The following is a 20,061-nucleotide window of genomic DNA, read 5'->3' as shown; positions in this document are numbered from 1 at the left end:
AGTGAGCACTGAAGGACGTCCCAGCCGCATCCTCGTGGTCGACAACTACGACAGCTTCGTCTTCAACCTCGTCCAGTACCTCTACCAGCTGGGTGCCGAGTGCGAGGTCCTGCGCAACGACGAGGTCGAGCTGCGCCACGCGCAGGACGGCTTCGACGGCGTCCTGCTGTCGCCGGGACCCGGCACGCCCGAGCAGGCGGGTGTCTGCGTGGACATGGTGCGGCACTGCGCCGACACCGGTGTGCCCGTGTTCGGCGTCTGCCTCGGCATGCAGTCGATGGCGGTGGCGTACGGCGGAGTGGTGGACCGTGCGCCGGAGTTGCTGCACGGCAAGACCTCCGCGGTGGTGCACGAGGGCAGGGGTGTCTTCGCCGGGCTGCCGTCGCCGTTCATCGCCACGCGCTATCACTCGCTCGCCGCCGAGCCGGCCACGGTTCCGGCCGAGCTCGAGGTGACCGCGCGGACGGAGGACGGCATCATCATGGGCCTGCGCCACCGTGAACTGCCGGTCGAGGGCGTGCAGTTCCACCCCGAGTCGGTCCTCACCGAGCACGGCCACCGCATGCTCGCCAACTGGCTCGTGGAGTGCGGCGACACGGGGGCGATCGGTCGGTCGAGCGGTCTTGCCCCGGTGGTGGGCAGGGCCACGGCGTGACCGCGTTGCGCCCCGAGCGCGATTCCTCCGGAATTCCTTACGGCGACGATCAGTACGCGTCGTACGGGGATCCAGGGGCATTCGAGCAGCCCGGGGCGTTCGAGGCGGCCGTCGACCACCTCGCCGATCCGCTGACGGACCCGCTGCCGGGTCAGCATCCTTCGCCGTGGTTCCGCAGCGGGCCCGCGGGGCCGGAGCCGGAGCCTGAGCCGGCGGTCGCTCCGCTGCCGGAGCAGCCTCAGGAGCAGGAGTGGTACGACCCCGAGGGGTACGCCCGCGACTGGTACGGGGTGCGGGAGCCGACGTACGAGGAGCTGTACGGCGCGTACGCCCCTCCGATACCCGAGGTGCCTCAGCCGCCGGTGGTCCCCCAGCCGCGGCTGGATCCTCAGCCGCCGGTCGACGACGAGACGGTGGGCCTGCGGACAGCGGACACGCGACGAATAGCCGAGCCGGAGCCGGAGCCTGAGCCGGAGCCCTATGCGGATCCGGCGCCCGAGGCGCCGCTGGAAGGCGGAGGCAGGGCAGCCCGCCGCAAGGCCGCCAAGAAGGGCGCCTCCAGCGCCTCCAGCGCTTCGAACGTCCCCCGCGCCGGGACGGCGTCCGCGGCCCCCCTCTCCCGCGTGGAGGCCCGTCGCGCCGAGCGTGCCCGTAAGCCCTCAGCGGGCACGGTGATCAGCCGAGGACTCGGCGAGGTGTTCATCACCGTCGGCGTCCTGATGCTTCTCTTCGTGACGTACCAGCTGTGGTGGACGAACATCCGCGCCCACCAGCAGGCCAACGGCGCCGCCAGCGACCTCCAGGAGAGGTGGGCGAAGGGCAAGGGCAAGCCGGGCGCCTTCGAGCCGGGCCAGGGCTTCGCGCTCCTGCACATCCCTCGCCTCGACGTGGTCGTGCCGATCGCCGAGGGCATCGACAAGTCGAAGGTCCTGGACCGCGGCATGGTCGGCCACTACAACGAGGGCAGCACCAAGACGCCCATGCCGGACGCCAAGAAGGGCAACTTCGCGGTCGCGGGCCACCGCAACACCCACGGGGAACCGTTCCGGTACATCAATCAGCTCGAACCGGGCGACCCCATCGTCGTGGAGACGCAGGACAAGTACTTCGTCTACAAGATGGCGAGCATCCTGCCGCAGACCCAGCCCAGCAACACCTCGGTGATCGGACCGGTCCCGCCGGGGTCGGGCTTCACCAAAGCGGGCCGGTACATCACACTGACCACCTGTACCCCGGAATTTACGAGTAAGTATCGAATGATCGTCTGGGGCAAGATGGTCGAGGAGCGCCCGCGCAGCAAGGGCAAGCCGAGCGCGCTCGTCCAATAGAACGGTGAGAACGGGGCACATCGAGTGGCAGCCACGACCGACCACGACGAGGACAAGGCCGAGGCGCCCACGCCCGCGCCCGCGCGCGCACCGAGGCCACGGGGACGCGGACCCGTCGCCACGGCGGTCAGCGTCTTCGGCGAACTCCTCATCACCGCGGGCCTGGTGCTCGGTCTCTTCGTCGTCTACTCCCTGTGGTGGACCAACGTCGTCGCGGACCGCGAGGCGCACAAGCAGGGCGACCGGGTGCGTGACCGCTGGGCGGGCGGCCCGGGGAACCTGAACACCAAGGACGGCATCGGCTTCCTCCACGTCCCCGCGATGGGGGGCGGCGAGGTCCTGGTCAGGAAGGGCACCAGCAGCAAGGTGCTCAACCACGGGGTCGCGGGCTACTACGAGGACCCGATCAAGTCGGCGCTCCCGCAGGACAAGGAAGGCAACTTCACGCTGGCCGCGCACCGCGACGGGCACGGCGCGAAGTTCCACAAGATCGACAAGATCAAGAAGGGCGACGCGATCGTCTTCGAGTCCCGGGACAAGTGGTACGTGTACAAGGTGTACTCGACGCTGCCCGAGACATCGAAGTACAACGTGAAGGCCCTGGACCCGATCCCGAAGGAATCGGGCGCGAAGAAGCCGGGCCGCTACATCACCCTGACGACGTGCACGCCGGTCTACACCTCCAACTACCGCTACGTGGTCTGGGGCGAGCTGGAGCGGGTCGAAAAGGTCGATAACAGGCGGACGCCGCCGGCGGAGCTGGACTGAGCGGAATGGTCCTGGGAGGCTCGTCCACTTGTTGCATGGGGGCCGAAGCGACAACACTAAATTGTGGCTCGGCCCCCATCCACTGTAACTGCACGATTTCAGGTTCAGCAGGATGCAGAAATTGAATGGCGCATAGCCGATTCGGGGGTCAGATTAGGCCTTTCCGAACCTCCAGGCGGTATCGCATATGATGTCATCTTGATTCGAATAGTCCCCTATGCATGCAATGATCTGAACGGCTTTGCCTTCTGTCACGTTGTGAGTCTTGCTCTCGCTTCCGTTTCCGGAGCCGTTGTGATCCCATATTTCAAAATCTCTGTGCCATCCAGACCCGAGAGGGGGGACGTCAACGAGGAGGACTACGGACTTCCCATCTACGCATGTATCCTCAGCGGAGAACATGTCTCCGACATGGTAGAACTCCCCCACGCCGCCCCTGGAGCAATGGGAGCCGAGTTTTTCCGGCGCATTAGAATGTGCGCTCTCCCCAGCCGACGCGGGTCCAGCGCTGAAACAGAGGGCAAGTAGAGCTCCGGCGGTGATAGAGCTAAGACGAGTGATCGATACGTTCATTTGGTCCCCCATTGTTCCTTTTTGTGTGCGGAAATTTTACGCTAACTTACCTGCTTGGCGCATGCATGTCAATCAGATTCAAGAGTGGGGTGTTCTGTCTGGCTCTGGTTTGCGGGGATGCGGCTTCCGGTCGGTGAAATGCCGCAGACGGTTTTTAATTAAGTGGCAGAGCGTGTTCCGCTTGCTGCAAAGTGGCTTGATGTGAAATATATTTTCGGCCGAGAGTAAATGTTCGTGTCCAGTGGATCTGGATTGACTCCCGACACCCCAAAACCTCCACCACTCAAGAACCTTCCTTGCTATAGGACGGAGAAGAGCCCCGGACACCGCCTGCTGGGCGGGCCCGGGGCTCTTGTCGTGTGCCGGGTGACTGCTGCGGAGGGTCAGTCTTCGTTGTTGCGGGAGAAGCCGGCGCTGCCTCCGAGGAAGCCGCCTCCGTCGTCCCCGCCGTTGCCCCCGCCGTTGTCGCCCTGGTTGCCGCCTGCCGTGGTCAGGTTGATCGCGGTGTCGGGTGCGACCTGCTGATTGGCGGGCGGGTCGGAGAGGACGACGAGGGCGTCGTCGTCCTGCGGGCCCGTGATGGTGCCGACCGTCAGACCGGCGTCCTCGATGGCCTTGCGGGCGTCCTTGAGCTTCTGGCCGGTGAGGGCCGGAACGGTGGCCTGCTCGGCCTTCTTGGCGACCTTCAGCGTGACCGTGGAGCCGGGGTCGGCCTCGGTCTGCGGGGCGAGGCTCTGCGAGATGACCTTGCCGGCCTCGACGGTGTCGCTCTCTTCTTCCTCGCACGTACCGGTGAGGTTGTTGCTCTCCAGCTGGGCCTTGGCCTCTTCGCAGGTCTTGCCGGTGACGTCGGGGACCACGGACTTGGCCGCCTTCTTGGCGACATCAAGGGTGATGACGCTGCCCTTTTCCACTTCGGTACCGAAGGTGGGGTCCTGGTCGAGTACTTCGCCAGGCGTGCCGGTGGACTCCACAGGCTTGGTCTTGACGTCGAACTGGTACTTGTCGCTCTCCAGCTTCTCCGTGGCGGCGTCGACGTCCAGGCCGATGACCTTCGGCACCGCGACCTTCCGCGCTCCGGTAGAAACCGTCACGTTGATCGTGTCGCCCTTCTTGACCGTGGCGTTTGCGCCCGGGTCCTGGGAGCAGATCTGGCCCTTCGGGTACTTTTCACACGGCTTGTGCTCGGAGTCGTCGAGTACGAGGTCCACGTTCTTGGCCGACTGCTTGGCGTCGGCGAGCTTCTCGCCCACGAAGTTCGGCGCCTTGATCGAATCGCTGCCACCGCCCCCGGTGAACGCCCACTTCCCGATCAGGATCGCGCCCACCAGGACCAGCAAGCCCGCTAGAACCAGCAGCACCGTAGAAGTGCTGCTCTTCTTCTGGCGGCGGCGTGAGTGGTCGTCGTAGCCGTCGTCCGGGCCGACCGGCGGCATCATCGATGTCTGGCCGCCGCCGTTCTGCGGGCGCAGCATCGCCGTCTGCTGGTCGTCCGGGTGGCCGCCGTAGCCGACCGCGCCCATGGCGGCGGTCGCCTGGACGGGCTGGCCGTCGAGGCAGGCCTCGATGTCGGCGCGCATCTCGTCGGCCGACTGGTAGCGGTAGTCCGGGTCCTTGGTGAGGGCCTTCAGGACGATGGCGTCCATCTCCGGCGTGATCTCGCCGTCGAAGACGCTCGGGGCCTGGGGCTCTTCACGGACGTGCTGGTAGGCCACCGCGACCGGGGAGTCGCCCACGAAGGGCGGGCGGACCGTGAGCAGCTCGTAGAGCAGGCAGCCCGTCGAGTAGAGGTCGCTTCGCGCGTCCACCTGCTCGCCCTTGGCCTGCTCCGGCGAGAGGTACTGCGCGGTGCCGATGACCGCCGCCGTCTGCGTCATCGTCATCCCGGAGTCGCCCATGGCGCGGGCGATGCCGAAGTCCATGACCTTGACCTGGCCGTTGCGCGTCAGCATGACGTTCGCGGGCTTGATGTCGCGGTGGACGATGCCGTTGCGGTGGGAGTACTCAAGGGCCTGGAGGATGCCGATGGTCATCTCCATGGCGCGCTCGGGCAGCAGCTTGCGCCCGGAGTGCAGCAGCTCACGCAGCGTGGAGCCGTCGACGTACTCCATCACGATGTACGGGATGGAGATGTTGTCTACGTAGTCCTCGCCGGTGTCGTAGACCGCGACGATCGCAGGATGGTTGAGCGAAGCGGCCGACTGGGCCTCACGGCGGAACCGGGCCTGGAACGACGGATCACGCGCGAGGTCGACTCGCAGCGTCTTCACCGCCACGGTGCGTCCGAGGCGGGTGTCGTGCGCGAGGTAAACCTCCGCCATCCCGCCTCGGCCGAGCACCTGGCCCAGCTCATACCGCCCGCCGAGGCGACGCGGCTCTTCCATAGCTAATCCAGCCCTCTCCGTCAGTCCCGACCGCACCCTTGTGTGGTCCGGCGGTGTGCTGTCCGGGCATACCGTACCCGGCTCGCCTTACGTGACCCGGCCGCGACCGTCACCCGATACAGGACCGGTATCGCAACGTGCACTGATGTGAAGAGGCCGTGACGGGGGTCACTTCTTGCTGTCGAGTACCGCCTGCATCACGCTCTTGGCGATGGGGGCGGCGAGACCGCCACCGGAGATGTCGTCGCGGCTGGCCTTGCTGTCCTCGACGACCACGGCGACGGCCACCGGCGAACCGGAGTCGGTCTTGGCGTAGCTGATGAACCAGGCGTAGGGGTTCTCGCTGTTGTCGACGCCGTGCTGGGCCGTACCGGTCTTGCCGCCGACGGTGACGCCCGGGATCTTGGCGTTCGTGCCGGTGCCGTCGTTGATGACGGTCTCCATCATGTCCTGGAGCTTCTGGGCGTTCTCCTCGGACAGCGGCTGGCTCATCTCCTTGGGCGTGTGCTTCTCGATCACGTCCAGGTTCGGGGCCTGCAGCTCGCTGACCATGTACGGCTCCATCAGCTTGCCGTCGTTGGCGATGGCCGAGGCGACCATGGCCATCTGCAGCGGCGTCGCGGCCGTCTCGAACTGGCCGATGGAGGAGAGCGCGGTCTGCGGCCTGTCCATCTTCTCGGGGAAGACGGAGGCGTTCGAGCGGACCGGCACGAACTGCTCTTCGTTGAAGCCGAACTTCTCGGCCGTCTCGAGCATCTTGTCCTTGCCGAGGTCCGAGCCGATCTTGCCGAAGACGGTGTTGCAGGACACCCGCAGCGCCTCACGCAGCGAGGCGTTCTTGCAGGGGATGTTGCCCTCGTTCGGCAGCGGCGTCTGGGTGTCGGGCATCGTCCAGGGCAGCGGCGACTTGGTGGGCGAGTCGATGTCGTCGTACAGACCGTGCTCCAGGGCCGCCGCGGCGGTCACCGCCTTGAAGGTGGAGCCGGGCGGGTACGTCTCGCGCAGGGCGCGGTTGAGCATCGGCTGGTCTTTGTCCTTGTCCAGCTTCTGGAAGAGCTTGCCTTCCTTGTCCGTGATGCCCGCGAAGTCCGACGGGTCGTACGAAGGAGCGGAGGCCAGGGCCAGGATCGCGCCCGTGGAGGGGTCGATCGCGGCGACGGCACCCTTGCCACGGCCCTTCAGACCGTTGTACGCGGCCTTCTGCGCGGCCGCGTTGAGGGTCGTGACGGCGTTGCCGCCCTCCTTCTTCTTGCCCGTGATCATGTCCAGGCTGCGGGTGAAGAAGAGCCGGTCGTCGTTGCCGGTGAGGATGCCGTCCTCGATGGACTCGATCTGCGTGGCGCCGATGCGCTGTGAGGCGTAGCCGGTGACGGGGGACCACATGGGCCCGTTCTTGTACGTCCTCTTGTACTTGAAGTCGTCGCCGTTGGTCTCCTTGGACCCGGTGATGGCCTTGCCGTCGACGATGATGTCGCCGCGCGGCTGGGCGTACCGCTCGATGGGGACGCGGCGGTTCTTCTCGTGCTCGGCCAGGGTGTCGGCCTGCACGTACTGGAGCCAGTTGTCCCGCGCGAGCAGGGCGAGGATGAGGAGCCCGCAGAAGATCGCGATCCGGCGCAGGGGCTTGTTCACGGTCGGACCACCTGGGTCATCTCGGCGTCGGGGTTGGGGGCGGGGGCCGGCGCCGGGCGGCGCGCGGTGTCGCTGATGCGGATCAGGATGCCGATCAGCGCCCAGTTGGCGATCACCGAGGAACCACCGTTCGCGAGGAACGGCATGGTCATACCGGTCAGCGGGATCAGGCCCATGACGCCGCCGGAGACGACGAAGACCTGGATGGCGAAGGCGCCCGACAGGCCGATCGCCAGGAGCTTGCCGAAGGGGTCGCGAGCGGCGAGTGCCGTGCGCACGCCGCGCTCGACGATCAGCCCGTAGAGGAGCAGGATCGCCATGACGCCGGCGAGGCCGAGCTCCTCGCCGAAGGTGGCGAGAATGAAGTCGGAGTTGGCGGCGAAGCCGATCAGGTCCGAGTGGCCCTGGCCGAGGCCGGTGCCGAGCACGCCGCCGGAGCCGAACGCCATCAGGGACTGGGCGATCTGGTCGCTCTGCGCAAGGACGGTGTCGGAGAACGGGTTCAGCCAGCCGTCGACGCGCTGCTTGACGTGCGGCTCGAAGGTGGCCACACCCACGGCACCGACCGACGACATCACGAGACCGAACACGATCCAGCTGGTGCGCTCGGTGGCGACGTACAGCATCACGACGAACATGCCGAAGAACAGCAGTGACGTACCGAGGTCGGTCTCGAAGATCAGGATCAGGATCGACATGGCCCAGACCACGACGATCGGACCGAGGTCACGGCCGCGCGGAAGGTACAGGCCCATGAAGCGGCGGCTCGCCAGGGCGAGCGCGTCGCGCTTCACCATCAGATAACCGGCGAAGAAGATCGCGATGACGATCTTCGCGAACTCACCGGGCTGGATGGAGAATCCGCCGACGCTGATCCAGATCTTGGCGCCGAAGACGTTCATGCCGAGACCCGGCACGAGCGGCAGGAGCAGCAGGACCAGCGACGCCACCATGGAGATGTACGTGTAGCGCTGCAGGACGCGGTGGTCCTTCAGTACGAGGAGCACGGCGACCAGGAGCGCGATGCCGATCGCGGAGTACATCAGCTGCTTGGGCGCGGAGGGGCTGAAGGAGCCGGTCGCCGCCTTGGCGAGGCTCTGCAGCTTCTCCGACTGGTCCAGGCGCCAGATGACCACCAGACCGAGGCCGTTGAGCAGCGTCGCGAGCGGCAGCAGCAGCGGGTCGGCGTAGGGCGCGTACCTGCGCACCACGATGTGACCGACGGATGCCAGGAGTCCGAGCCCGCAGCCGTAGCCGAGCATGCCGGAGGGCAGCCTGCCGTCGATCGCGAGGCCCACGTTGATGTAGGCGAACAGCGGGATGACGACGGCGAACGCGAGGAGCGCGAGCTCGGTGTTGCGCCTGCTCGGCGCTCCGATCGCGCCGATGGTCGACGTGTGTGTAGTGCTACTGCTCATGGCGTGCAAAGGCCCCCAACGGCTGCTTACTGCTTACCGCACAGCGGGACCAGCTTCTCCTCGTCCTCGGAGAGGCTGGGGCCGGGTGTGGGAGTCGGTGCGGTCTTGGACTTGTTCTTGTCGGTCGAGTTGTTCTTGTCGTTCGACTCGTTCGGGCTGTTCTTGTCCGCCGGGTCGGTCGGATCGTCCGTGGGGGCCTTGGCGGCCAGACCGGTCGTGCCGCCCGCCTCGCCCTCGCCGGGCTTGGCGTTCTCGCGCTCCGCCTCGCGGCGCTTGGCGTCCTTCTCGCAGGCGGATGCCTGCAGGCCAAGCTCCTCGATCTTGCTCTTGGCGTCGTCGAGATTGCCCTCGGGGATGGTCCCCTCGACCTGCTTGCGCTGGTACGGCGGGAGGTACTTGAGTTCGATCTTGGGGTAGTTCTCCTCGACCTTCGACAGGCTGACCCACGCCAGGTCCTGGTCGATGCCGCGGTACAGGGCGACGTTCTCGTCGTTCGTTCCTACGTAGTACTGGGTCTGGGTCCAGCGGTAGCCGCCGTACAGGCCGCCGCCGATGACCGCCAGGGCGAGCACGGTGTAGAGCGATCTCTTGAGCCACTTACGGCCGCCGCGGGGCTTCACGAAGTCCTCGTCGCTGTACGCGCCGAAGCTCCCCTCGGGGGCGTAGCTCGCCGTGTCCCCGCTGCCGGGCGGCCCGAAGCCGCCTCCGGAGGGCTGCGGGGGCACGGGACGGCCGAGGCCCGACGCACGGCCCGCGGGGGTCTGCATGGCGCCGTCGTCGTCCTGTGCCTGGAGCTGGTTCTCGGCGACCGCGCCGACGACCACGGGGGTGTCGGAGAGCTGGCCTGCCAGGGTGTCGCCGCTGTCGATGTCCAGGACGTCGGCGACGATCACCGTGATGTTGTCGGGGCCGCCGCCGCGCAGCGCGAGCTGGATGAGCTCCTGCACGGTCTCCTGCGGGCCCTGGTAGCTCGCGAGGGTGTCTTCCATCGTCTGGTGCGAGACGACGCCGGACAGGCCGTCCGAGCAGATCAGATAGCGGTCGCCGGCACGGACCTCACGGATGGAGAGGTCCGGTTCGACGTGCTCACCACTGCCCAGCGCGCGCATCAGCAAGGAGCGCTGCGGGTGGGTGGTGGCTTCCTCCTCGGTGATCCGGCCCTCGTCGACCAGGCGCTGCACCCAGGTGTGGTCCTGGGTGATCTGCGTGAGGACGCCGTCCCGAAGGAGATAGGCGCGTGAGTCGCCGACGTGGACGAGGCCAAGGCGCTGGCCCGTCCACAGCAGGGCGGTCAGCGTCGTCCCCATGCCCTCGAGCTGGGGGTCCTCCTCGACCATCAGGCGCAGTTGGTCGTTGGCGCGCTGCACGGCGGTGCCGAGCGACGTGAGGATGTCCGATCCCGGTACGTCGTCGTCGAGGGTGACGAGCGTCGAGATCACCTCGGAGCTCGCCACCTCACCCGCGGCCTGGCCCCCCATGCCGTCGGCGATCGCGAGGAGACGCGGACCGGCGTAACCGGAGTCCTCGTTCCCCTCCCGGATCATGCCTTTGTGCGATCCGGCGGCGAAGCGCAAAGACAGACTCATGCGCACCTCGCCCGTCGGCTCCGGGTACATCCGCACGGTGCCCACCCTCCGGTCGGGAGCGCGCTGGCGTCCAGTGTGTGGACCGCGTCGGCTCGCTCGCTCCGCTCGCTCATTGTCGTACTACTTCCGCAGCTCGATGACGGTCTTGCCGATGCGGATCGGCGCGCCCAGCGGAACGGGCGTCGGGGTGGTGAGTCGGGTCCGGTCCAGATACGTGCCGTTGGTGGACCCGAGATCCTCGACGATCCACTGGCCGTCACGGTCCGGGTAGATCCTGGCATGCCTGCTGGACGCGTAGTCGTCGTCCAGCACGATCGTCGAATCGTGCGCTCGGCCCAGCGAGATCGTCTGACCCTGCAGGGCGACCGTCGTGCCCGCGAGGATCCCTTCGGATACGACCAGCTTGCTGGGGGCGCCACGGCGCTGCCGCCCGCCGCCCTGCTGCTGGCGCTGGGGAGGTGGTGCGGCCGCCTGCTGTTGCTGGCGGGCGGCCTGCTGCGGACGTGCGTTCTCACGGCGTGAGCCGCGCTGTGTGACGCGTGTTCCGAACAGGTCGCTACGGATGACCTGGACGGCCACGATCACGAACAGCCACAGAACGGCTAGGAAACCCAGCCGCATGACCGTCAGGGTCAGCTCTGACATTGCCCCCGCTTCACCCTTCGGCTTGCCGGTAAACGATGGTGGTTTGGCCCACGACGATCCGCGAGCCGTCGCGGAGCGTAGCGCGGGTGGTGTGCTGCCCGTCTACCACGATGCCGTTGGTAGACCCGAGATCCTGGATCGTCGAGGGCGTTCCGGTCCGGATCTCACAGTGCCGGCGCGATACGCCGGGGTCGTCGATCCGCACATCGGCGTCGGTGCTGCGACCCAGCACCAGCGTCGGGCGGGAGATCTGATGGCGATTGCCGTTGATCTCGATCCAGCGCCGTACCTGCGCACCCGGAAGGGGCCCGGCGCCGGGCCCCTGGGGGCGGCTCGGTGCCGGAGCGGCCCCGCCGGGGCGACCGCCCGGGGGCGGCGCGGCGGGCATGGGGGGAGCGCTGGAGGGCTGAGGGGGCTGCGGGTAGCCGTAGCCACCGCCGGCTCCGCCCGCGGGCGGCCTGGCGGGGCTGTGGCCGGCGTTCGTGGGGCCCGCGGAGGGGCCGGCAGGAGCGCGCTCGGGGCTCTGTGAGGTGCTGGACGCGAGCGTGCGGCTGCGCACTCGGTACAGACCCGTGTCGAGGTCCTCGGCCTTCTCCAGGTGGACCTTGATGGGGCCCATGAAGCTGTACCGCTGCTGCTTGGCGTACTCGCGCACCATCCCGGAGAGCTCGTCGCCGAGCTGTCCCGAGTAGGGGCTCAGGCGCTCGAAGTCGGGCGCGCTGAGCTCCACGATGAAGTCATTGGGGACGACGGTCCGCTCGCGGTTCCAGATCGTCGCGTTGTTGTCGCACTCGCGCTGCAGGGCGCCGGCGATCTCGACGGGCTGGACCTCGGACTTGAACACCTTGGCGAAGGTGCCGTTGACGAGACCTTCGAGTCGCTGCTCGAACTTCTTCATGACTCCCATGGGGCACCTCCTCCGTCGTAGTCATCCTGGTACTGCTTACTGATCGTATCCACGCGCAGGGAAATCGGCTGGTTCCCCCTGTCCGCCCAGTCGATGAGTGTCGCCTCTCACAAGGCATGCCCGCACCAGGGTTCCGGGATCCTTCCGGCTTCTCTCAGGCTCCTCTACCAGGGATCGTAGAGGGGGCCTCAAACCAGTGTCCCGCACCCGACCGCGGAGCATCGCCGGGTACGGCTCAAGTCGGTCGGCCGGGCCCGGATCTCTTCGGATCATCAGGGCAGGTGCCCCCGAATACGGATGTGAATCCACCCCCGGCAGCGTGCTAATCTTCTGGATGTCGGAAGGCGCTCGCACCAAGCAGTGAGAGACCCAAGACAACACCCATGCGCGGGTGGCGGAATAGGCAGACGCGCTGGATTCAGGTTCCAGTGCCCGAAAGGGCGTGGGGGTTCAACTCCCCCCTCGCGCACCATGTGGAGCGGGTCTCCACCAGGATGAAAGTCCTGGTGGGGGCCCGTTTCTCGTTGCCTGGACGGGCCGCGGCCCGGAGGGTGACGCTGGTGTGGATCTTGTGGTGAGCTATCTCACTTGCCGGGGTCTCGTTCTGTGAGCTTGTGATTGTCATGTGCGCGCCATGCGGGCCGGGGTCGTGACAGGCGGGACAGGCGGGACAGGCGGGACGGGTGTGAGGGGCGGGACGGGCGTGGAGCCGTGATGCAGGCGCGGCCGCACCGCCCCGAACGATCCCATCATCTGACCGATCGTCACTTATGCGGCTTGGCCTGCCTTGGCCTGCCTTGGCCTGTCTTGTGCTGCCCTGTGTGATCAACACACGCAAGGTGTCACCCGCATGGGCCGCTCTCACGTGCCGCGGCGGTCCGCTACCCCGAACGTCGGAGATCGTCGGAGGTTCGTCGGCGCATCACGCACCGGCCGTATGTGAGGGGACGCCGTCATGGATCATCCGGGAACGCTGATCCTCATCATGGCCGTCGCGGTACTCGCGCCTCTGCTGGCCCACGGCCTCGCGCGCCGGGTCCGTGTTCCCCTGGTCATCTTCGAGATCGTGCTCGGCATTCTCATCGGCCCCGACGTGCTGGGCCTGGCCCACTCGGACGAGGTCATCGACGTCCTGTCCGACCTCGGCCTGTCCATGCTCATCTTCCTCGCGGGCTACGAGATCCAGTTCGCCGCGATCCGCGGCGACACCCTGCGCCGTTCCGTCTGGGCCTGGGCGATCTCGCTGGTGGCGGGGCTCGCGATCGCGCTGGCCCTGACCGGCCTCGACTTCCCCCGCAGCGTGATCATCGGTACCGCCCTCACCAGTACGGCGCTGGGCACGGTGCTGCCCATCCTGCGCGACAGCGGCGACCTGCAGGGCCGGTTCGGCACGGTGATGATGGCGTTCGGCGCGGTCGGTGAGTTCGGGCCCATCATCGCCATCTCCGTCCTGCTCAGCGGCCGTGATCCAGGTGTGTCGACGGTCGTACTCGCCGTCTTCGCCGCCATCACCGCCGGGGCCGTGTACTGGGCGCTGCGCCCGCGCCCGCCCTGGTTCGGCCGGATCATCCGGTCGACGCTGCACACGAGCGGCCAGTTCGCGGTGCGTTTCGTCATGCTGCTGCTGGTCGCGATGCTGGCCCTGTCGCAGGCGTTCGGACTCGACGTGCTCCTGGGCGCCTTCGCCGCCGGACTGCTCACCCGGCTCGTGCTGCAGGGCACGGAGCCGGAGGTCGGTGAGGAGGTGCTGGGCAAGATCGAGGCGATGGGCTTCGGTTTCCTCGTACCGCTGTTCTTCATCGTGACCGGCATCGAGTTCGACCTCGCCTCGCTCCTCGACGGCGGGCGTCCCCTCGTGCTGCTGCCGGTGTTCCTGCTCCTGTTCCTCGTCGTGCGGGGACTTCCGGCGTACGCGCTCGCGCCACGCGACCTCTCCCCGCTCAGCCGCAGGGCACTGACCGTGTACTCCGCCACGTGCCTGCCCCTGGTCGTCGCCATCACCACGATCGGGCTCGACGAAGAAGTACTGGGGAAGGGCGAGGCCGCCGCACTGGTCGGGGCGGCCATGGTCTCCGTACTCGTCTTCCCGCTGCTTGGTCTGCGGATGCGGGCCAAGGAGGGCGGGGCGGGGCCTCAGGGGCGGGATGCCGCCGAGGCGGAGACGTGGTGAGGGGAGATGTGGGGATTAGCGGGGAGGGCGTCTCTTTTTGGGGGCGGTCGACTGGAGTGGGAGTAGGAGTGGGGGCGATCGTGGCGTGAAGCTCTGAATGGTGGTTCACTTCTTTTATGGCCTACCGCAAGACCCCTGCCGAAATGCGCCGGCTCGAAGCCGCCCGGGAGCGCCTCGTCGCCTGCGCCACCGTCGTCGTAGCCGAAGTGGGCTGGTCGCAGGCGTCCGTGACCGCGGTGGCCGACTCGGCAGGCATCGCGGCAGGCTCGGTCTACCAGCACTTCCCGTCCAAGGCGGCGCTCGCGGTGGAGGTGTTCCGGCGGGCCGCCGGACGCGAGGTGGACGTACTCGGCGAAGTGCTGCACGGGCCGGGCGACCCCGTCGAACGCCTCAGCCAGGGCGTGGAGGTCTTCGCCCGCCGCGCCCTGGAGAACCGCGGCCTCGCCTACGCCCTGCTCGCCGCCCCCGCCGAACCCGCGGTCGGCGCCGAGCGCCTCGACTTCCGCCGCCGCTACCGCGCGCTGTTCGCCGAAGTGGTGCACGAGGGCATGGCGGCGGGGCTGCTGCCCGCGCAGAACGGCGAGATCACCGCGGCCGCGCTCACCGGAGCGATCGGCGAGGTCCTCGTCGACCCGCTGGGCACCCCGGACGAAAGCGCCACCGGCGAACTCCTCGCCGAACTCACCGCCACGGCGCTGCGCTGCGCGGGTGCCGCCCCGGCCGACTGATGTGACATCCCGGCCCGCTCGACCTCGGTCGGCTGACGCGGCATTCCGATCCACCCGCCCTCGGTCGGCTGACGCGGCATCCCGGCCCACCCGCCCTCGACCGACTGACGCGGACGACTGACGCGGACCGACTGACGTGACATCCCGGCACCCGACCCCGGCAGACTTCCGACCCGCTCTCCCGCAGGAGGCACCATGTCCACGCCGATAAGCCACCCCACCTCCGTCACCCACGAAGTGACCAACCAGGCACCGCCGTTGACCGGGCACGACGCCGCCGACGACGCGGTGCTCGTCGAGGGCGTGCGCCGGGAGGGCGCCGCGTGGCACCTCGACGACCTGCACCGCTTCGGACGGGTCGTCGGCAGCGAGGAGGCGCGCACCTGGGCGGAACAGGCCAACCGCCACGAGCCCGAGCTGCGTACCCACGACCGTTACGGCAACCGCGTCGACGAGGTCGAATTCCACCCCGCGTACCACTCGCTGATGGACGCCACCGTCGGCGCGGGCGCCGCCGGTGCCGCCTGGGCGGACGAGCGGCCCGGCGCCCATGTCGCGCGCGCCGCGACCTTCATGGTGGCGACCATGATGGAGCAGGGCCACATGTGCCCGGTCTCCATGACATACGCCGTCGTCCCCGCCCTGCGGCGCGCTCCCGACCTCGCCAAGGTGTACGAGCCGCTGCTCACCAGCAAGGTCTACGACCCCGGCCTGCGCACCCCGACCGGCAAGCGAGGCCTGCTCGCCGGGATGGGCATGACGGAGAAGCAGGGCGGTACGGATGTCCGGGCGAACACGACGGCCGCCGTCGAACAGGCCGACGGAACCTGGCGGTTGCGCGGGCACAAATGGTTCACCAGCGCCCCGATGAACGACCTGTTCCTCGTGCTCGCGCAGGCACCCGGCGGCCTGTCCTGCTTCCTGGTCCCGCGCGTACTGCCCGACGGCAGCCGCAACACCTTCCGCATCCAGCGGCTCAAGGACAAGCTCGGCAACCGCTCCAACGCGAGCAGCGAGCCCGAGTTCGACGACACGGTGGCCTGGATCGTCGGCGACGAGGGCAAGGGCGTACGCACCATCATCGACATGGTGACGATGACGCGCCTGGACTGCGTGCTCGGCTCCGCGGGACACATCCGCGAATCCCTCGCCCAGGCCGCGCACCACACCCGGTACCGCTCGGTGTTCGGCGCCAAGCTCATCGACCAGCCGCTGATGCGCAACGTCCTCGCCGACCTCGGCCTGGAGTCCGAGGCCGCCACCACCCTCGGCCTGCGCCTCGCGGGCGCCGCCGACCGGGCCCAGCGCGGCGACACCCAGGAGCGCGCGTTCCTGCGCCTGGCCACCGCAGTATCCAAGTACTGGGTGTGCAAACGGCAGCCCGCCTTCGTCGCCGAAGCCCTCGAATGCCTCGGTGGCAACGGCTATGACGAGGCATCAGGCATGCCGCGCCTGTACCGCGAGGCCCCGCTCAACGGCATCTGGGAGGGCTCGGGCAACGTCAACGCCCTCGACCTGCTGCGTGCCCTGGCCCGCGAGCCCGAGTCCCTCGAAGCCTTCCGCACGGAGATCGAGGCGGCGGCCGGAGCCGACCGGCGCCTGGACGCGGCCTGGCGCGAACTGCGGGGCGAACTCGTCCTCACCGAGGACGCTCCACTGCGCGCCCGCCGCGTCATCGAGCGGGCCGCGCTCGTCCTCCAGGGCTCGCTCCTCGTCCGCCACGCACCGGCCGCCGTCGCCGACACGTTCTGCGCGTCACGGCTGGCGGGTGACCAGGGTTTCGCCTTCGGGACGCTGCCGCCGGGCACGGATTTCGCGGCGCTGCTGGAGCGGTTGCCTGCGTGAGAGGGGGGCGGGAGTCCTTGTCCTGGCTCAGCCGCTGTGGTTCGTGTGCTGTGGTTCGAGCCGTTGCTCTCCGGCCAGGAACTCCGTGACCGCAAGCAGGAAGAGCAGGCACAGGGCGAGCCCGACGACGACCCAGCCCGTCGGGTAGGACCACAGCAGGTAGGTGAGGAGCGCGGCGGCCACCAGTACCCAGGTGATCCACGTGCGGTAGCGGCGCACGAAGGGACCGACCGGGCCAAGACGCATCCCGGCGCGGTCCGCGGTGCCGCGTACGGCCCCGATGCCGGAGGTCCACAGACCGCGCACCAGGCCGGCCCTGCGGCCGCCGCCGGTGAGCCAGGCGGCCAGGGCGACGACGACGCCGAGCGCCACGACCATGCGGACCGTGGTGAAGAGGAAGTGGGTCATGGTGTCGTACACCGCCGCGGCCGCGTCCTGAGAGACGTTCGCCGGCAACCGGTCGAGGTAGAGCACGCGGAAGACCCGCAGCCCGATACCCAGGAGCCCGGTGGCCAAGGCGACCGCCAGCGCCGCGGTGACCAGGGTCCTTCTCTTGCGTACGGAGAGCAGGACGCCGGCGGCGACGAGGACCAGGGCGATGACGGGAAGCCAGTTGCCCGCCAGCTGCAGCAGCCGCACATACGTCTTGACCTTGCCGATGTCCTCCGACCTGACGAGGGTGAACTCGGTGTGCAGCTCGGGGATCCGGCCCGCGACCGTCATGCCCTCGTCGACCAGGCGTTGCTTGACGCGGTCGACGAGGGGCGCCAGATCGAGGGTGACCGTGTCTCCCTCCAGCTTCACGGAGCCACCGCCGCTCCCGGTCAGCGCCTTGTCGAGCGAGCCGTGGATCTGCCGGTTGGCCTGCTTCCAGATGCTCTCGAAGGCGTCCGACCCGGCCACGGCACGTGCCTTGTCGTGCACGAAGCTGCGGACGGCGCCCTCCAGGGAGTCGCCGAGCCTGCCGAGGGCCTTCTCCAGGCGGGGCCGGTCGGCGGCGGGGGCGTCGGAGAGGAGAGTCGCCAGGTCGATGCGGCTCATCAGGGCATCCGTGGCCCGGTCGGCGACGGCGTCCTGCACGGCGGGGTCGGAGGCGAGCGGGCCGATCGTGGCGACGTAACGGTCCGTGTCGCCGACCTGGTCGGCCGCCCAGGAGGCGACGACGGCGAGCGGCGCGAGCACGCATCCGATCACGATGAGCACCGCGGCCAGGAACGACCGGCCGCGGTGCCGTCGGCGGCCGCTGCCGCTTTGGGCTTGCTCGGACTCCAGGGCTGCTAGTCGGGTGCGGAGGTCTTTTAGTTCGGTTTGGGCGGCTCGGGTGGCTTGGGCGGCTTGGGTGGCTTGGGTGGATTGGTTGGGCTGGTCGGTACGGGTGGCTTGGTTGGGCTGGTCGGCCTGGTCGGGCTGGTCGGCCTGGTCGGAACGGGCGGCCTGGCTTGGGGGTGGCTCCCTGTTGTCCGGCACCTTGTCGTCCGGGCTCGCGGGTGTCTCGTCGTTCGCCACCGGTGCCTCCCCTGCCTCCTCGTCGGTGCCAGCGCGCTGACTGCCAGGGGACCTGCCGCGGTGTCGTCCGGCGCGGTGGGTGGGCCGTCCGGGGGAATGGGCGGGGAGGGTGAGGGTGAGGGTGTGGGCTCTGGGTGAGCGTGCGGGGCGGGTGCGAGGGGTTCGAGGGGTGTGAGGGGCACGCCGGGCGTCGGTGTTTTCCACAGGTCGCGGGTTGTCCACAGGCTCTGACGCCGATCGGGTGCCCGGCGGTACCTTCATGCCAGGTGAGGCCCATGGGGGGCCGCCCGGACGTGGGGGATGCGGGGCGAGGGCAATGGGCATGGCGGAGACCGACGGTGCGCGATTCGGTGGTGCGGGGCTTCCTCAGGTGAAGGGGTTCGCGGAGTGGCCCTCTCGGGGCTCGGCAGATTCGGCGGGCTCGGCGGGCTCGGCGGGGGCGAGGCTTTCGCCGAAGAAGGATTCGCCGAAGAAGGAGGGGAAGGCGCTGCGGGCGCGCGTCAGCCGCGCGTCGCACGAGTGGTTCGCCGAGGACGACGGCCGCCCCGATCCGGTCGAGGCCGTGGAGGAGTCCAACCGCAGCAGGCTCCCCGAGCTCACGCCGATCCGGATGGGCAGGATGGCCGCGTCGCCCTTCGCCTTCCTGCGCGGAGCCGCCGGCCTGATGGCGTACGACCTCGCGCGGACCCCGGTGACGGGGATAGGCGCCCAGATATGCGGCGACGCGCACGCGGCGAACTTCGGTCTGTACGCGGACGCGCGGGGCGGCCTTGTCATCGACCTGAACGACTTCGACGAGACGGCGCACGGCCCCTGGGAGTGGGACGTGAAGCGGCTCGTGGCCTCCCTCGTGCTCGCGGGGCGTGAGGCGGGGGCGAGCGAGGACGTCTGCAGGGAAGCGGCGTTCGACGCGGTGGGGGCGTATCGCCGCACGATGCGGCTGCTCGCGAAGCTTCCTGCGCTCGACGCGTGGAACGCCATCGCGGACGAGAAGTTGGTATCGCACACGGACGCACGGGACCTGCTCGGAACCCTGGAGAGCGTCTCGGAGAAGGCCCGGCAGAACACGAGCGCCCGGTTCGCCGCCAAGTCGACCGAGCGCGTCGAGGGCGAGGGCGGCCTGGTGGGGCGGCGCTTCGTCGACGCCCCGCCGGTGCTGCGGCGAATACCGGACGCGGAAGCGGCCGAGGTCGCCTCCGCGCTCGGGGAGTACGTGGACACGCTGTCCGAGGACCGACTGCCGCTGCTCGCGCGATACGCGATCCAGGACGTGGCGTTCCGCGTCGTGGGCACGGGCAGCGTCGGCCTGCGGTCGTATGTGGTGCTGCTGCTCGACCACCGGGGCGAGCCGCTGGTGCTCCAGGTCAAGGAGGCACGTCCCTCCGCGCTGCTCCCACATCTGCCCACGGCGGGCTTCGCGGTGCCGGAGGTCGCGCACGAGGGGCACAGGGTGGTGCTCGGGCAGAAGCGGATGCAGGTGGTCAGCGACTTCCTGCTGGGGTGGACGACGGTCGCCGGGAGGGCCTTCCAGGTACGGCAGTTCAGGAACCGCAAGGGCAGCGTCGACCCGGCGGCACTGGCCGCCGACCAGATCGACGACTACGGCCGGATGACCGGGGCCCTGCTGGCCCGCGCGCACGCGCACAGCGCCGACCCGCGGCTCATCGCGGGATACGTCGGCAAGAACGACGAGCTGGACACGGCGATGGCGTCGTTCGCGGTGGCGTACGCGAACCGCACGGAGGCGGACCACACGGAGCTGGTGCGTGCCGTCAAGGAGGGGCGGGTGGCTGCGGAGGCGGGGGTGTGAGGGGGGAGGGGGGAGGGGGCGAGGGGAGGGAGGGGGGAGGGCCCCCACCCGAGGCGTACGGCGAGGCCCCGCCTCAGCACCCCTCAGCCCCCCGCGGCGCGCGCCC

At 68.9% G+C, this 20,061-nt stretch carries 14 protein-coding genes and 1 tRNA gene; 8 read left to right on the top strand and 7 right to left on the bottom strand.

The window, feature by feature from the left end; all coding sequences use genetic code 11:
* The first annotated feature begins 1 nt into the window (after position 1).
* Genes AC07AG_RS24385 through AC07AG_RS24375 form a run of 3 tightly spaced genes read left to right on the top strand, consistent with a single transcriptional unit; the run spans position 2 to position 2,751 of the window.
* Positions 2 to 655, top strand: coding sequence for an aminodeoxychorismate/anthranilate synthase component II (locus tag AC07AG_RS24385; RefSeq protein WP_478757616.1), 654 nt, complete (start codon positions 2 to 4; stop codon positions 653 to 655).
* Positions 652 to 1,983 (top strand): class E sortase, encoded by a 1,332-nt coding sequence (locus tag AC07AG_RS24380; protein WP_478757615.1) that lies wholly within the window; start codon positions 652 to 654, stop codon positions 1,981 to 1,983. The genes AC07AG_RS24385 and AC07AG_RS24380 overlap by 4 nt, the downstream gene beginning before the upstream one ends.
* 24 nt (positions 1,984 to 2,007) lie before the next feature.
* Positions 2,008 to 2,751 (top strand): class E sortase, encoded by a 744-nt coding sequence (locus AC07AG_RS24375; RefSeq protein WP_478757613.1) that lies wholly within the window; start codon positions 2,008 to 2,010, stop codon positions 2,749 to 2,751.
* A gap of 956 nt (positions 2,752 to 3,707) precedes the next feature.
* On the opposite strand, the gene pknB is transcribed toward AC07AG_RS24375, so the two are convergent.
* The 6 genes from pknB to AC07AG_RS24345 all read right to left on the bottom strand — a co-directional run bounded on the left by pknB (position 3,708) and on the right by AC07AG_RS24345 (position 11,896).
* The gene (gene pknB / locus AC07AG_RS24370; protein WP_478757611.1) at positions 3,708 to 5,708 is read right to left on the bottom strand and encodes a Stk1 family PASTA domain-containing Ser/Thr kinase; all 2,001 of its coding nucleotides are present in this window, start codon (positions 5,706 to 5,708) and stop codon (positions 3,708 to 3,710) included.
* 168 nt (positions 5,709 to 5,876) lie between these two features.
* A complete protein-coding gene (locus AC07AG_RS24365; RefSeq protein ID WP_478757609.1) occupies positions 5,877 to 7,340 on the bottom strand; it encodes a peptidoglycan D,D-transpeptidase FtsI family protein in 1,464 nt (487 codons plus the stop codon).
* On the bottom strand, positions 7,337 to 8,758 hold the full coding sequence (locus tag AC07AG_RS24360; RefSeq protein WP_478757608.1) for an FtsW/RodA/SpoVE family cell cycle protein: 1,422 nt from the start codon (positions 8,756 to 8,758) through the stop codon (positions 7,337 to 7,339). Before AC07AG_RS24360 ends, AC07AG_RS24365 begins: the two co-directional genes overlap by 4 nt.
* Before the next feature lie 26 nt (positions 8,759 to 8,784).
* On the bottom strand, positions 8,785 to 10,344 hold the full coding sequence (locus tag AC07AG_RS24355) for a Stp1/IreP family PP2C-type Ser/Thr phosphatase (RefSeq protein WP_478757606.1): 1,560 nt from the start codon (positions 10,342 to 10,344) through the stop codon (positions 8,785 to 8,787).
* A gap of 120 nt (positions 10,345 to 10,464) precedes the next feature.
* Entirely contained in the window at positions 10,465 to 10,989 is a 525-nt protein-coding gene (locus AC07AG_RS24350) for an FHA domain-containing protein FhaB/FipA (protein WP_190083032.1), read from the bottom strand.
* 10 nt (positions 10,990 to 10,999) lie between these two features.
* The gene (locus AC07AG_RS24345) at positions 11,000 to 11,896 is read right to left on the bottom strand and encodes an FhaA domain-containing protein (RefSeq protein ID WP_478757605.1); all 897 of its coding nucleotides are present in this window, start codon (positions 11,894 to 11,896) and stop codon (positions 11,000 to 11,002) included.
* A gap of 385 nt (positions 11,897 to 12,281) precedes the next feature.
* Between AC07AG_RS24345 and AC07AG_RS24340 the strand changes: the two genes are divergently transcribed.
* From AC07AG_RS24340 to AC07AG_RS24325, 4 genes are all read left to right on the top strand, one after another.
* Positions 12,282 to 12,368: transfer RNA gene (locus AC07AG_RS24340), tRNA-Leu, on the top strand.
* Positions 12,369 to 12,851: 483 nt separating this feature from the next.
* Positions 12,852 to 14,066, top strand: a complete 1,215-nt coding sequence (locus AC07AG_RS24335; protein WP_478757604.1) for a cation:proton antiporter — start codon at positions 12,852 to 12,854, stop codon at positions 14,064 to 14,066.
* 116 nt (positions 14,067 to 14,182) lie between these two features.
* On the top strand, positions 14,183 to 14,794 hold the full coding sequence (locus tag AC07AG_RS24330) for a TetR/AcrR family transcriptional regulator (RefSeq protein ID WP_478757602.1): 612 nt from the start codon (positions 14,183 to 14,185) through the stop codon (positions 14,792 to 14,794).
* 195 nt (positions 14,795 to 14,989) lie between these two features.
* Positions 14,990 to 16,639 (top strand): acyl-CoA dehydrogenase family protein, encoded by a 1,650-nt coding sequence (locus tag AC07AG_RS24325; RefSeq protein ID WP_478757600.1) that lies wholly within the window; start codon positions 14,990 to 14,992, stop codon positions 16,637 to 16,639.
* A 27-nt stretch (positions 16,640 to 16,666) separates the two neighbouring features.
* On the opposite strand, the gene AC07AG_RS24320 is transcribed toward AC07AG_RS24325, so the two are convergent.
* Positions 16,667 to 17,911, bottom strand: a complete 1,245-nt coding sequence (locus AC07AG_RS24320; protein WP_478757920.1) for a hypothetical protein — start codon at positions 17,909 to 17,911, stop codon at positions 16,667 to 16,669.
* Between the two features lie 550 nt (positions 17,912 to 18,461).
* Between AC07AG_RS24320 and AC07AG_RS24315 the strand changes: the two genes are divergently transcribed.
* Entirely contained in the window at positions 18,462 to 19,955 is a 1,494-nt protein-coding gene (locus AC07AG_RS24315; protein ID WP_478757598.1) for a DUF2252 domain-containing protein, read from the top strand.
* The last annotated feature ends 106 nt before the right edge of the window (positions 19,956 to 20,061 follow it).

The organism is Streptomyces sp. NPDC044044 (assembly GCF_056434405.1).
This window is presented reverse-complemented; position numbering and strand designations above follow the sequence as displayed.